General features: G+C 42.1%; 14 protein-coding genes and 1 riboswitch. Of the genes, 11 read left to right on the top strand and 3 right to left on the bottom strand.

What is annotated here, in order from left to right; translation table 11 throughout:
• Nucleotides 1-13: 13 nt before the first annotated feature.
• The 9 genes from ACTWQL_RS00430 to ACTWQL_RS00470 all read left to right on the top strand — a co-directional run bounded on the left by ACTWQL_RS00430 (nucleotide 14) and on the right by ACTWQL_RS00470 (nucleotide 6,921).
• The gene (locus ACTWQL_RS00430; protein ID WP_443140479.1) at nucleotides 14-922 is read left to right on the top strand and encodes a hypothetical protein; all 909 of its coding nucleotides are present in this window, start codon (nucleotides 14-16) and stop codon (nucleotides 920-922) included.
• Between the two features lie 18 nt (nucleotides 923-940).
• Entirely contained in the window at nucleotides 941-2,203 is a 1,263-nt protein-coding gene (locus tag ACTWQL_RS00435) for a tetratricopeptide repeat protein (RefSeq protein WP_443140480.1), read from the top strand.
• Between the two features lie 184 nt (nucleotides 2,204-2,387).
• Nucleotides 2,388-2,924 (top strand): ReoY family proteolytic degradation factor, encoded by a 537-nt coding sequence (locus ACTWQL_RS00440; RefSeq protein ID WP_261129126.1) that lies wholly within the window; start codon nucleotides 2,388-2,390, stop codon nucleotides 2,922-2,924.
• 320 nt (nucleotides 2,925-3,244) lie between these two features.
• Nucleotides 3,245-3,706, top strand: a complete 462-nt coding sequence (locus ACTWQL_RS00445) for a YpiF family protein (RefSeq protein ID WP_443141432.1) — start codon at nucleotides 3,245-3,247, stop codon at nucleotides 3,704-3,706.
• 142 nt (nucleotides 3,707-3,848) lie between these two features.
• Complete coding sequence (locus ACTWQL_RS00450) at nucleotides 3,849-4,346, top strand: ubiquinol-cytochrome c reductase iron-sulfur subunit (RefSeq protein ID WP_221565182.1); 498 nt, start codon at nucleotides 3,849-3,851, stop codon at nucleotides 4,344-4,346.
• A gap of 15 nt (nucleotides 4,347-4,361) precedes the next feature.
• Nucleotides 4,362-5,036 (top strand): menaquinol-cytochrome c reductase cytochrome b subunit, encoded by a 675-nt coding sequence (gene qcrB, locus ACTWQL_RS00455; protein ID WP_221565180.1) that lies wholly within the window; start codon nucleotides 4,362-4,364, stop codon nucleotides 5,034-5,036.
• A 29-nt stretch (nucleotides 5,037-5,065) separates the two neighbouring features.
• Complete coding sequence (locus ACTWQL_RS00460; RefSeq protein ID WP_443140481.1) at nucleotides 5,066-5,827, top strand: c-type cytochrome; 762 nt, start codon at nucleotides 5,066-5,068, stop codon at nucleotides 5,825-5,827.
• A 79-nt stretch (nucleotides 5,828-5,906) separates the two neighbouring features.
• Nucleotides 5,907-6,497: a DUF1405 domain-containing protein gene (locus tag ACTWQL_RS00465; RefSeq protein WP_443140482.1), complete on the top strand. Its 591-nt coding sequence runs from the start codon at nucleotides 5,907-5,909 to the stop codon at nucleotides 6,495-6,497.
• Between the two features lie 274 nt (nucleotides 6,498-6,771).
• Nucleotides 6,772-6,921 carry a hypothetical protein gene (locus tag ACTWQL_RS00470; protein ID WP_443140483.1) on the top strand — a complete coding sequence of 50 codons (150 nt, stop codon included), beginning with the start codon at nucleotides 6,772-6,774 and terminating at the stop codon, nucleotides 6,919-6,921.
• A 170-nt stretch (nucleotides 6,922-7,091) separates the two neighbouring features.
• Here ACTWQL_RS00470 and metK read toward each other — a convergent pair whose 3' ends face one another.
• Nucleotides 7,092-8,285 carry a methionine adenosyltransferase gene (metK, locus tag ACTWQL_RS00475; RefSeq protein WP_443140484.1) on the bottom strand — a complete coding sequence of 398 codons (1,194 nt, stop codon included), beginning with the start codon at nucleotides 8,283-8,285 and terminating at the stop codon, nucleotides 7,092-7,094.
• Nucleotides 8,286-8,499: 214 nt separating this feature from the next.
• Nucleotides 8,500-8,593: riboswitch (SAM riboswitch) on the bottom strand.
• 288 nt (nucleotides 8,594-8,881) lie between these two features.
• Between metK and pckA the strand changes: the two genes are divergently transcribed.
• Nucleotides 8,882-10,465, top strand: a complete 1,584-nt coding sequence (gene pckA, locus ACTWQL_RS00480; protein WP_443140485.1) for a phosphoenolpyruvate carboxykinase (ATP) — start codon at nucleotides 8,882-8,884, stop codon at nucleotides 10,463-10,465.
• A 432-nt stretch (nucleotides 10,466-10,897) separates the two neighbouring features.
• Here the strand turns inward: pckA and ACTWQL_RS00485 are convergent, their stop codons facing one another.
• Nucleotides 10,898-11,089, bottom strand: a complete 192-nt coding sequence (locus tag ACTWQL_RS00485; protein WP_443140486.1) for a hypothetical protein — start codon at nucleotides 11,087-11,089, stop codon at nucleotides 10,898-10,900.
• Nucleotides 11,090-11,148: 59 nt separating this feature from the next.
• Nucleotides 11,149-11,934, bottom strand: a complete 786-nt coding sequence (locus ACTWQL_RS00490) for an alpha/beta hydrolase family protein (protein ID WP_443140487.1) — start codon at nucleotides 11,932-11,934, stop codon at nucleotides 11,149-11,151.
• Nucleotides 11,935-12,021: 87 nt separating this feature from the next.
• Between ACTWQL_RS00490 and ACTWQL_RS00495 the strand changes: the two genes are divergently transcribed.
• Nucleotides 12,022-13,026 carry an ABC transporter substrate-binding protein gene (locus tag ACTWQL_RS00495; RefSeq protein ID WP_443140488.1) on the top strand — a complete coding sequence of 335 codons (1,005 nt, stop codon included), beginning with the start codon at nucleotides 12,022-12,024 and terminating at the stop codon, nucleotides 13,024-13,026.
• The last annotated feature ends 15 nt before the right edge of the window (nucleotides 13,027-13,041 follow it).

Below are 13,041 nucleotides of genomic sequence, written 5' to 3' on the forward strand. Positions count from 1 at the left end.
GGGACCGTAGGGTATGGAATATATTTTAGAAAATGTCTGGACGACTGATAAAGATCCTCGGCAAAAACATGTGCATATCAAAAATAATGTTGTGTGTTACGTTTCAGAAAGACCTCTTAGAATGAAGTGTTTTTCTGTAAACTCTGCTGGATTGAATGTGATTCCTGGACATATTCTTAGACAATTTGAAATCAACGAAACTAATGAGGAATCATTGCTCAAGCATTGTGAAGAACTCGTTCTTCAGGGATGTACCGCTATTGTCACCGCTTTTCCGTTGAAATACACAAAAGAATTCGTCCCTCGTTTAGAAGATTTCAGGAAACAGCTCGCTATCTTTCCGATCGACTACGTCATTGGTCTACAGATGCCTATGACTCGTATTTCCCCTTCACTGATCCGAACCTGCCAGAAGCACAAAATTCCTTTCATAAATGCAATTGTTGAACAAGAAGAAGATTTGGAGACTGTTATTTGGGAATGGATCAGGAACGTGAATTTCCCCTACACGATCCCAATCGTTGCTGATTGGTCGCAACTTCCCGTGCATGAAAAAAGACTAATCCAATTGAAAGAGAAATGGAACAGAATCTGTAAAGAGAAGTCGATCTGTACAATCGATGCATTTCCTGATGAAGGAGAACGATTTACAAAAGAACAACTACAAGGACTTGGAATCTATCCTAAAAAGGGTTCATGGGTGTCCGGCTGTGATGTGGATTATTTGATTTATAAAGAAAACATTTGGGTTGATGAGGAACAAATACTCAAGTATGATGGAAGTAATAATCCAGATATTGTTGTACAAAATGGAAAGGTCATCAAAGCGGGAAAGGAAATCCACCTTGAACCAGGTGCTGGGAGAGAGTTGAGAATCATCCGGCCAGGTATCTTCCGTGCGATGTCCAACGACTTGTTATAGAAAGAAAGGATGTCCATCATGCCCAGTGTGCAGGAAGCTATTGAGAGTATAGACCGGGGAGAGATTGAAAAGGGACTCGGTTTATTGAAAAACGTAAGAGAAAACGCTGATCATGATACGTTATTAGAGATCGCACAACTATACAATGAACTCGGATTCATGGAAGAAGCAATCGATGTGACAGAGGAATTGATTGCGTTTTATCCGGATGTAGATGAGTTGAAATTATTTGCAGCAGAACTATATATGGAAATTGAACGGGAAGAAGAAGCACTCCAGCAGCTTTCAACGATCACACCTGATCATGAAGGATATCTCGAAGCTCTCGTGCTTTCAGCTGATTTATATGAAAGACAAGGACTTACTGAAGTGGCAGAACAGAAATTGTTGACTGCTAAACGTATTGCGCCAAATGAACCGGTTATTACATTCGGACTTGGGGAATTTTATTTGCATCAAGGGAATTTTCATAGAAGTAGGATTTATTATGAAGAATTGCTCAAATCAGGACATGAACATTTCAATCAGACTCCTGTCTTTTTACGGATGGCAGAATCGTTGACAGGATCCGGTCAATTTGAGGAAGCCTTGAACTATTACGAAAAAGGACTTCAGGACGAGTCCAACCCGGATGATTGGTTCGGGTATGCTTTGACAGCAAGCAGGATCGGTGAATACCAGAAGACGATACAAGCCCTCAATCACTTGAAGGAATTAGATCCACAATATACGACGTTATACCCGGCATTGGCACAGGCGTATGAAGAAGAGGGGGCTTTGAAGGAAGCGATGGATGTTAGCCTTGAAGGGATCCGTTGGGATGAATTCAATGAGGAATTATACCTTCAGGCTGGCAAACTCGCCTTCCGTTTGAATGATCAGGAAAAAGGGATGGAGCTGCTGAAGCAGACGTTAAGTCTTAATCCGTCTAACATGAAAGCGACATCTGTTCTGATGGAACAATACTTGCAGGATGAAATGTTCGAAGCTCTTATAGACCTGGCAGTTGAGATTGGACGTTACGGTGATCTTTCACCTGATGCGAACTGGAAAACAGCTGTTGCTTATAGAGAACTAGAAGATGATGAACATGCATTGGAAAAGTATGAAGAAGCATATACTGAGCTTAAAGAACAGCCTGAATTTCTAGAGGATTATGGATGGTATTCCCTTGAGATCGGTCAGCGAGACAAGGCGAAGACATTATTTACAAAAGCAATGGAAATCGATCCAGACCGTTTCCACCTGGAGGAAGAAATCAACAGGCTACAAGATTTGTGAACTTTTTGGGTACCATTTCCACCACTGGAAATTCTTAAAATTACACAAAAATTTCACAATAAAGAAGGAATTGATTGTTTAGAGATAGAACATAGTAAGTAATCATCAAATGAATCATGTGAATTTGTTGAGCTGTAGGAAATTGTAAGATCTCGAATGACATGGGAATGATGGAGGGATTGCAATGAGCAGCACCGTTACCGTCCTAGAAAAAAAGGATTTTCTAAAATGGTTTCTAAACCACTATCAACTGAAAAAGCGTGAATGTGTATGGTTGCTGAACTATTTGGTAAGTGATGAAGCGCTGATGGAAAATGTCCATTTTGTGGAAAACGCAGAATACTGTCCGAAGGCGATCATCATGTCCACTAACTGTGTAGACGGTGTACCATTCAGGTTCTATAAACAGAATATCCTGACTACGGACGCAGAAAAATCGTTTCATGATATCCGTTTGAATCAGGACGAGGACGTTTATATCGAATTGAAGTTCAAAGGGGCATACCGTACCCCCCAATACGTAGCTGTACTAGAGGAAAACCCCCATATTCCAGAGAACATGGTACCAGATAAGAAGTATGGATTATGGGCAGAAATGATCCTTGATCAATCATTCAGCCATTTCCGTAAGAAATCGCTGCAAACGCAAATCGATGAGGCGCTTGATCGGAAGGATTACGATTCCTTTGAACGGTTGACTAAAGAACTTAATAAGCTATGATGATCAGAATTTTGAGATTATGTAGCTGCTCGCCATAACGAACAAACCCTTTCAAAGATAGAAAGAGGGTTTGTTCTTTTTTGAGTGTGAAGAATTGTGATTAGGACTTTTGTGCTTAATTAAAAGTAGCCCAAAAGAAGGTGAAAGTGTCCTATGAACGTTTCATACGGACAAATCAGTGCTGAAAACGAGATAATGACGCTGGCTTTAACACAGGCAGCTCTATCTTTTGAATAAATTGTTTATCCATAATCTTTTCCTAACCCAATTGCTAATGGTAAACTGAGGAGGAATGCACTTGAAGAAGGATGTGAACGTTGATGAAATGGTGCTCAAAAGATCTGGACATGTACTTACAAGCTTCAGAGTATGTAGACACAGCAATCGTCCCGTTGATTCCGATTACTTGGGGATCACAAATGAAGAATCATATACTCAAAGGTGAATTTCCTCTGATTTTAACCGAGGAAATTGAGCGACAATTGAAGGGGCGGGTTTTCCTTTTTCCTGCTGTTACATATTTGGTTAGTGAGTCTGATGAAGATGTTCTAAAACGGATTACCGCCCTCACTGATGAACTTGAAAACGGAGGAATGCCATACCCGGTGTTCATCACTTCGGATGCAAGGTGGACAGGAATGGAAGAGTTCGGAGATCGTCTGGTCAATATACCACCCGTACCGTTAGAGCATATGGATGAAGAATATCAGAGGGAAATCGTTTCTGAACAAGTCAAGCATATTCTACAAATTGTCACAAAAAAGTGGCAAAACGCATTTTAAAGCGAATAGATTGATTGAAATGGACAATCATATTATTGACGAGGGTGTTAAGTTACGCTATCATGTTAATGTCCTAGTAATATATGTGTAATATAATCAATTGTCCGGTTGGACTTAGTCTACTGCGTAAGGGGGGAAACCAATGGCCAACAAAGATGAAGTCTCCAGACGACAATTTTTGAACTATACCTTAACCGGTGTTGGTGGATTCATGGCTGCAGGCATGCTCTTACCGATGGTACGGTTTGCGATCGATCCTGTCTTGAAACAAGGGGCAGGTCAAGATATGGTAGCTGTTGTCGAAGAGAGTGAAATTACTGAAGAACCGCAAAGATTTACGTTTAAAGTTAACCAAAAAGATGGCTGGTATGAATCAGAAGTCACACAAGCTGCCTGGGTGTTCAAAGACAAGAATGGTGACATCGTTGCATTATCACCAATCTGTAAGCACCTTGGCTGTACAGTAGACTGGGGGACAGACCCTTCTCATCCAAATCAATTCTATTGTCCTTGTCACGGTGGACGTTATACGAAGGATGGGACGAATGTGAAAGGTACGCCGCCGCTTGCACCACTTGATGTGTATCAGAAAGAGGTCAAGGACGGAAAGATTTATTTAGGTCAAGCAGAACCACAGTAGAAAGGGGCGTAATTGATGTTACAAAAAATGTATGACTGGGTAGATGAACGTCTAGATATTACGCCTATGTGGCGAGATATTGCAGACCATGAAGTGCCTGAGCATGTCAACCCTGCTCACCATTTCTCAGCGTTCGTTTACTGTTTCGGCGGATTGACGTTTTTCATCACGGTAATCCAAATTCTTTCTGGAATGTTTTTGACGATGTATTATGTTCCGGACATAATCAATGCCTATGAATCCGTTCATTATCTGCAAAATGAAGTCGCATTCGGTGTTATTGTCCGTGGAATGCACCACTGGGGTGCTAGTCTAGTAATCGTAATGATGTTTCTACATACTTTACGTGTTTTCTTCCAGGGTGCGTACAAAAAACCTCGTGAATTGAACTGGGTAGTCGGAGTATTGATTTTTGGAGTCATGCTTGGACTCGGTTTCACAGGTTATCTATTGCCTTGGGATATGAAAGCGCTATTCGCAACGAAGGTTGGACTTGAAATCGCGGTGACCGTTCCTGTAATTGGACCGGCATTGAAAACACTGTTAGCAGGTGATGCTACGATCATCGGAGCACAGACATTGACGCGATTCTTCGCAATCCATGTATTTTTCTTGCCTGGTGCTCTTCTTGGCCTGATGGGAGCGCACTTTATCATGATTCGAAAGCAAGGAATTTCTGGACCACTGTAAAAGATGCGATAGGATAAGGAGGGAGAAAGATGCATCGTGGCAAAGGTATGAAGTTTGTCGGGGATTCTCGTATCCCTGCAGAACGTAAGCCTAACATTCCGAAGGATTACTCCGAGTATCCTGGAAAAACGGAAGCGTTCTGGCCAAACTTCCTTTTAAAAGAATGGATGGTCGGATCCGTATTCTTGATTGGCTATCTCATCCTGACAGTCGTTCACGAATCACCGCTTGAGCGTAAGGCGGATCCAACGGATGCGAGTTACATTCCGTTACCTGACTGGTATTTCTTATTTTTATACCAATTATTGAAATATAAATACGCAGCAGGGGATTACACACTGATCGGTACGGTCATTATGCCAGGTTTGGCATTTGGAGCCCTATTGTTGGCACCATGGTTGGACCTTGGACCGGAGCGTCGTCCGAAGAAACGACCTGTAGCGACCACTATGATGCTATTGGCATTGATTTCAATCGTCTTTCTGACTTGGGAATCAGTTGTCAACCATGACTGGGAAAAAGCTGAAGAACAGGGTAAACCGGTTGAAGTGGAAATCGATAAAGAAGCTGAGGGTTATAAAATTTATCAGGAACAAACCTGTATAGGTTGTCATGGTAATAATCTTCAGGGTGGAAGCGGACCATCACTGATCGGAACTGGAATGAAACCCGAACAAATTGCTGATATTGCGAAAAACGGTGTAGGAAGCATGCCGGCTGATCAATTCAAAGGTTCGGATAAAGAGCTACAAGAACTAGCAAAGTTCATTTCTGAACTTGAAAAAAAATAACAACCAACACTAAGCTGACTTGAAAAAGTCAGCTTTTTTCAACACAAATTAAAGATACAGAATGTTAAGGAGATCGACCATGAACACTATCTTAATGCTAATGCGTCATCGTTCCGTCTTATGGATGCTGCTTATCATCAATATTTTAGGGACGATTTACGGATATATCTGGTATGCCGAACAATTGAAAACGACGCCATGGTACTTTTTGCCATTCGTTCCGGATAGTCCAACTGCCAGCCTTTTCTTCGTATTTGTATTGATTGCATTTTTGCTAGAGCGTAACTGGCCTTTATTAGAAGCACTGGCTGCAATTACTCTTTTCAAGTATGGCATTTGGGCTGTTGCGATGAATTTACTCGGAGGATATGTTAGCGGTTCGTTGACATGGGTAAATTATATGCTGATTTTCTCACATTTGGGAATGGCAATCGAAGGACTTTTATACGCGCCATTTTACCGGATCAAAAGGTGGCATCTCTATGTTGCCGCAGTTTGGGTCATACATAATGAAATGATAGATTATCTTTTTGATATGGAACCTACCTATTCGGTTCTTGATATGTATACGACACAGATCGGCTACTATACCTTCTGGTTAAGCATCGTCTCTATCATGATTGTCTATCAATTGACGATCCGACCTAGTGCTGCTGATCGTTTAAAATAGAAGGCTGTTTGCGCAAACTTTGTTGCTCTTGCACTTAAAGAAAGTATAAAATTCTTTCTTCAGTATAAGGGCAACTAAGGCTCGACCTACAAAAGGCTTGGTCTCGCCAAGTTTTCTTTAAAAGTCGTTGATTTCCGCTCCAGGATGCTCGCTTTCCTCGGGGCGTGCGGTGAGCCCACTCGTCGCCTTGCGATCTCAGGAGTCTCCTTTTCAAGGAAGCATTTGTGCTCCTGCGTCTACTAGAAAGTCCTGTCGAAGCGAGCTTCCTCGTCGCATGCCTTGCGAGGAGATTATTCAGGTAGTAGGCACGCTGATCCCGCAGGACAAGGAAAGCTTCGGCAGCGTTACATCGCACGAAGAAAATGCGATTTTCATTTTCGAGGAGTCTCGCACCTTGCTCTCCAAATCAACTTGCACAAGGTGATTTTTTAAAAATAACTCGAAAGCTACAATCTTTTGAAAAGAGCCTTCAAAAAAAGAGCTCGTTATACCTTATTATTGTTGATTTTTGTGAAATTCACTTCAGCATATTTCAGTACTCAAAAAACCCCAAGCTGCACTCTAATCATGCAACTTGGGGTTTTATTAATATACTTATGCGTTATTTTTCAATGTTTCAGCTTTATCCGTTTGTTCCCATGGAAGATCGATATCGGTACGTCCGAAGTGACCATAAGCTGCAGTCTGTTTATAGATCGGGCGTCGAAGATCAAGCATCTTGATGATTCCTGCAGGACGAAGATCGAAGTTCGTCCGAACAAGCTCAACAAGCTTCTCTTCCGATACAGTGCCAGTGCCAAACGTATCGATTGAGATCGATACAGGTTGAGCGACACCGATCGCATAAGCGAGTTGTACTTCACATTTTTCAGCTAACCCAGCCGCTACGATGTTCTTCGCTACATAACGCGCTGCATAAGCTGCAGAGCGGTCAACTTTTGTAGGATCTTTACCTGAGAAGGCACCACCGCCATGGCGTGCATATCCTCCGTATGTGTCGACGATGATTTTACGGCCAGTTAGTCCTGCGTCCCCTTGTGGGCCACCAATGACGAAACGTCCTGTCGGGTTGATGAAATATTTGGTATTCTCATCGATCAACTCAGAAGGCACGACAGGATTGATGACATGCTCTTTCAAGTCACGTTTAATTTGCTCAAGGGTTACTTCAGGATGATGTTGAGTAGAGATGACGATCGTATCCACTCGTACCGGGTGACCGTTTTCATCATATTCCACTGTTACCTGTGTTTTGCCATCTGGACGCAAATATGGAACAACTTCATTTTTACGTACTTCTGTCAAACGGCGGCTAAGCTTATGTGATAAGGAGATGGGAAGCGGCATCAATTCTTGCGTTTCGTTACACGCATAGCCGAACATCAATCCTTGGTCACCTGCACCGATTGCTTCAATCTCCTCTTCTGTCATCAACCCTTCTCTTGCTTCAAGAGCCTGGTTGACACCTTGTGCGATATCAGCAGATTGTTCATCGATGGATGTGAGAACTGCACACGTTTCATAATCGAAACCATATTTCGCCCGTGTATAACCGATCCCTTTCACCGTTTCACGGACAATTTTCGGTATGTCTACATAAGTAGAAGTCGTGATCTCACCTGCAACCAGAACGAGCCCTGTATTCACAGATGTTTCACACGCTACCCGCGCATTTGGATCACTTGCTAGGATTTCGTCTAGAATCGCATCTGAAATCTGGTCACAAATTTTATCCGGATGACCTTCTGTAACTGATTCAGATGTGAATAGACGTCTGCTTTTTGCCATTACGGAACCTCCTCAACGACCTTTAAGTATCGTTTTAATTGATACGGTACTCATTTCCTTATGAGAAAGTGCAACAAAGTTTCATAATATATAGGAAAACTGCTGCATGTATAACAATTTTCTTCTCAGTCTTTTTTTAAAAGGATTCTGCCTATTGAACGAAAAAAAACCTTTCCTGTTCAGAGGAAAGGTGGTTCGTTGTATACCTTTCACCCTCTTATTTTTCAGGTTAGCACCTTTTCACCTCTATCATGGTGTCGGTTGCTGGGTTTCATTGGGCCTGTCCCTCCACCTACTCGGAATAAGAGTAGCCGTTCTCGCAATATCATATCGCAGTACCCATACTATGTCAACGGAATTCCCACTGTAATTGAGGATATTCCGCACACAATATATGGGTAAAATTACGATTTTAAGAGATGCTTTTAACAAAGCATTTTTACAATATTAAGCCTCACGCCTATTTATATCCTAATTAAGGTTTAACATGTCACAAATACGGAAAAATAGTATACATTATTAAAATAAATATGTTATACTAATTCCGAGTTAAGCGAAGTATTGGTTTAAACTTTAAGTGAAAAAGGATGGTTTATATGAATACAGCACAATTCAGCTCTCTTACCGATGAGTTATTAAGTAAAGAAACAACACACAAGAATTTAGCGACACCAAGATTAGTAGAAAGTGCGATTTCTAGAAATGAAGGCGTCCTTACATCAACAGGCGCACTTCAAGTTGAAACGGGTAAATATACTGGACGTTCTCCAAAGGATAAATTCATTGTCTTGGAACCTTCTGTAAAAGATAAGATTGATTGGGGTTCAGTCAATCAGCCGATTGATGAAGAGAAGTTCAATAACTTATATAAAAAAGTCATCGAATACTTAACAAGTAAAGACGAAACATTCGTATTCCAGGGATTTGCCGGTGCGGATAAAGCATATCAACTTCCACTGCAAGTCATCAACGAATATGCATGGCATAATCTATTTGCACGTCAACTTTTCATACGCCCGAATGAAAGCGATTTAAACGACTTCACCCCAGAGTTCCAGGTCATTTCAGCACCTGGTTTCTACGCTGATCCTGAAGTTGATGGTACAAACTCTGAAACATTCATCATCATATCATTTGAAAAGCGAATTGTACTTATCGGTGGAACTGAATATGCTGGCGAAATCAAAAAATCGATTTTCTCGGTTATGAACTATATGCTTCCGGAACAAGACATCCTTTCCATGCATTGTTCAGCGAATGTTGGCGTCGAGGGTGACGTTGCATTATTTTTCGGTTTAAGTGGAACTGGTAAGACAACACTATCTGCAGACCCTAACCGCCGTCTGATCGGTGATGATGAGCACGGTTGGGCAAACAATGGGATCTTCAATATCGAAGGTGGCTGCTACGCAAAATGCGTCAACCTTTCTCGAGAAAAAGAGCCGCAAATCTGGAATGCGATCCGTTTCGGAACAGTCCTTGAAAACGTAGTCTCAGATGAGTGCACACGATTGGTCGACTACAACAACACGACTTTGACAGAGAATACTCGTGCAGCTTATCCGATCGATGCGATTCCAAATATCATAACACCAAGCGTTGCAGGAAATCCGAATACGATCATCTTCTTGACGGCAGATGCATTCGGGGTATTGCCTCCGATCAGCAAGTTGACAAAAGAACAAGCGATGTATCATTTCCTATCAGGATATACAAGTAAGCTTGCAGGAACAGAGCGTGGCGTCACTTCACCACAAGCGACATTTTCCACTTGCTTCGGTTCTCCATTCCTTCCATTGCATGCTGAAAGATATGCGAAAATGCTCGGTGAAAAAATTGCTCAGCATGATGTTGATGTTTACTTGGTTAACACTGGATGGTCTGGCGGTGAATACGGAGTAGGCAAGAGAATGGACTTGACACACACGCGCGCGATGGTGCAAGCCGCTTTAGAAGGCGAGTTACGTTCAGCTGAAACGGTCACTGATCCGATTTTCGGACTACACATCCCTACGAGCTGCCCTGGTGTACCAGGTGAAGTCCTGCAACCTAAGAAAACTTGGGATAACCCAGAAGCCTATGATCAGAAAGCGAAAGAACTCGCAATGAAATTCAAGGAAAACTTCAATAAGTTCGAAAACGCAAGTTCAGATATTAAAAACGCAGGACCGATTGTATAATTTCAATCACTTAGGAGTGATCCTTTCGAGGGCACTCCTTTTTTTGTTCAATTAGGTTTGAAACGAAATAGAGGACATCTGTTCCGTTATTTGTGACAAAATAGGGTGATTTTAAAAATTAGAGGACAACTATTCCGCTATTTGGCAAATTCGAAGCTGATTCATGAAGGTTTTCAGTAAATAAGGTCTCTGGTGTCCTCTAATTTTTAAATAAGGTTCGTGTACATAAGGTCGCCTGTATGCGTGATCATCAGCAGGTCTACCATTCCCTTCTGTCCTTGAACGTAACATACCATAAACAGCTCATCGCAAAAGCCAAATAAAAAGCATTAAAATTGAAGGAACTGAATTTGATAAAATCATACATGAACCATATCCATCCATAGATGACTGAGATGAAGGTAAACCCAAAAGCAAATTTCCAAAAACGGCTCATTCATACACGCCTTCGACAACGATGTTCAAGATTACTGTGAAACGGTTTTGACCTACTGGAATGACATTATGTACAGTGACATCATATGAGCCTGATTCCTCACGTTTTTCGTCAACAATCTGCGAGAGTACTTCAGCAAGAGAATCCTCTGATGTCAGAGATACATCAATAAAAAGTTGTTCATTCATAGCTATTTCCCCTTTCCCCATGCATACGGACCAGTCCAATGAATGGTTTCAAAAAACAGTCAATGACTTTTCATCCACTCCAGCAGTTCATGGGTCACTTTGCGTTTCTTTTTTGGGGAAAAGTGGTGATCGTCTTCGAAGTACCAGGTTTCATACGATTTCCCATGTTTGATCAGTTCTTTTTCAAGACGATAGGCATGTTCGATCGACACATTCTTATCGTAAGCACCGTGAATGATCAATACTGGTGCAACAATCTCATCAACTAGAGATAATGGTGTCCTCTCTTCATATCGTTCAGGGTATTTATATACAGAGCCTCCGACGACACGCTTGAGCATTTTACGAAGACCTGTCCTTTCCTCATATGTCAGTTTCATATCCGTCACTCCGCCCCATACGACGATGGATTTGACAAGATCCGAATGATATACAGCAGTAAATAAAGCCATCACTCCTCCTCTTGAAAATCCAAATAGATGGAGGGAGGCTGAATCTGTTGATGGGAGTTCCTCGAGCACCTTCAATCCCTCATATGCATCATGCCGATCCTCACCGCAAAAATCCTCCTTCCCTTCTCCACCTTCGTTCCCTCTGTAAAAAGGGGCAAAGACCACAAAGCCTTGAGAAGCAAACTGTACGATCCTCGCAATCCGTACTTTTCCAACCTGTTTGATCCCGCCGCGTAAATATAGAACCCCAGGCAGAGGACCTTCCACTTTAGGCTCAGCCAACAAACCTTTTACACGTAAATCCTGACTACGGTAGGTCACAATAGATAACTTGATGTCTGGATTCGGCGAAGGGAACCGGTTTATTTTTTCAATTCGATATGAATATTCCATAAAACCACCTCGAACCAAGTTTAGGCCAACACACATTTTCAACTCGCTTCATACACTATTGCATCTATAGTGTGTGGAGGGATATTAATGCTTAAGGGAATCAAACGACATATCATAGGAGCTGTGACTGTACTTTTTGCTATCAGCCTAGTGGCTGCTGGCTGTTCCAACGGATCCACCAATGATAAAGTACGAGTTGCTGAAGTTACCCGTTCGATCTTTTATGCTCCGCAATATGTTGCCATAGAAAAAGGATTTTTTGAAGAAGAAGGGATTGATATTGAACTTACCACAACTTGGGGCGGAGACAAAACGATGACCACTCTCTTATCTGACGGTGCAGATGTCGCACTGGTCGGTTCAGAAACATCCATTTACGTATATGCCCAGGGGACGACGGATCCAGTCATCAATTTCGCACAGCTGACCCAGACAGATGGAACGTTCCTCGTCGCACGAGAAAAAACGGATACATTTAATTGGGAGCAACTTAAAGACAGTACATTCCTCGGTCAGCGAAAAGGCGGCATGCCACAAATGGCTGGAGAATTCGGATTGAAGAAACATGGGATCGATCCACATGAAGATATGAATCTGATTCAAAATATCGATTTTGGAAACATCCCGAATGCCTTTGCCTCTGGTACAGGTGATTACGTGCAATTATTCGAACCGACTGCCAGCCTGTTCGAAAAAGAAGGCATCGGTCATGTTGTAGCTTCCTTCGGTACTGAATCCGGTAAAATCCCTTACACGACTTTCATGTCAAAAGAAAGTTATATCAACAAAAACAAAGACATTGTGGAGAGATTTACTAAGGCCGTATACAAAGCCCAGCAGTGGGTTGACAGCCATAGTGCAAAGGAAATAGCTGCTGTAATCGAACCTTACTTTGAAGATACGCCGATCGACCTGATTGAATCCTCAACTGAACGTTACAAAGAACAACACAGCTTTGCCACAAACCCGATTCTCGACGTTGAGGAATGGAACAACTTGCAAACAATCATGGATGAAGCGGGTGAACTGCCTAAGCAAGTCGATCATAGCACGCTGGTCAATACAGAAATCGCTGAAAGTGTAGCAAAGTAACAGGAGGAGATCGGT

This window comes from Pseudalkalibacillus sp. R45 (assembly GCF_052246725.1).
In the GTDB taxonomy this organism is placed as follows: domain Bacteria; phylum Bacillota; class Bacilli; order Bacillales; family Fictibacillaceae; genus Pseudalkalibacillus.

Excerpts from the sequence above, each read along its gene's own strand:
- ACTWQL_RS00495 (WP_443140488.1), top strand. The coding sequence starts at position 12,022 with ATGCTTAAGGGAATCAAACGACATATCATAGGAGCTGTGACTGTACTT.
- ACTWQL_RS00440 (WP_261129126.1), top strand. The coding sequence starts at position 2,388 with ATGAGCAGCACCGTTACCGTCCTAGAAAAAAAGGATTTTCTAAAATGG.
- ACTWQL_RS00435 (WP_443140480.1), top strand. The coding sequence starts at position 941 with ATGCCCAGTGTGCAGGAAGCTATTGAGAGTATAGACCGGGGAGAGATT.
- ACTWQL_RS00470 (WP_443140483.1), top strand. The coding sequence starts at position 6,772 with ATGCCTTGCGAGGAGATTATTCAGGTAGTAGGCACGCTGATCCCGCAG.
- ACTWQL_RS00450 (WP_221565182.1), top strand. The coding sequence starts at position 3,849 with ATGGCCAACAAAGATGAAGTCTCCAGACGACAATTTTTGAACTATACC.
- ACTWQL_RS00490 (WP_443140487.1), bottom strand. The coding sequence starts at position 11,934 with ATGGAATATTCATATCGAATTGAAAAAATAAACCGGTTCCCTTCGCCG.
- qcrB (WP_221565180.1), top strand. The coding sequence starts at position 4,362 with ATGTTACAAAAAATGTATGACTGGGTAGATGAACGTCTAGATATTACG.
- ACTWQL_RS00460 (WP_443140481.1), top strand. The coding sequence starts at position 5,066 with ATGCATCGTGGCAAAGGTATGAAGTTTGTCGGGGATTCTCGTATCCCT.
- ACTWQL_RS00445 (WP_443141432.1), top strand. The coding sequence starts at position 3,245 with ATGAAATGGTGCTCAAAAGATCTGGACATGTACTTACAAGCTTCAGAG.
- ACTWQL_RS00465 (WP_443140482.1), top strand. The coding sequence starts at position 5,907 with ATGAACACTATCTTAATGCTAATGCGTCATCGTTCCGTCTTATGGATG.
- ACTWQL_RS00485 (WP_443140486.1), bottom strand. The coding sequence starts at position 11,089 with ATGAATGAACAACTTTTTATTGATGTATCTCTGACATCAGAGGATTCT.
- pckA (WP_443140485.1), top strand. The coding sequence starts at position 8,882 with ATGAATACAGCACAATTCAGCTCTCTTACCGATGAGTTATTAAGTAAA.
- metK (WP_443140484.1), bottom strand. The coding sequence starts at position 8,285 with ATGGCAAAAAGCAGACGTCTATTCACATCTGAATCAGTTACAGAAGGT.
- ACTWQL_RS00430 (WP_443140479.1), top strand. The coding sequence starts at position 14 with ATGGAATATATTTTAGAAAATGTCTGGACGACTGATAAAGATCCTCGG.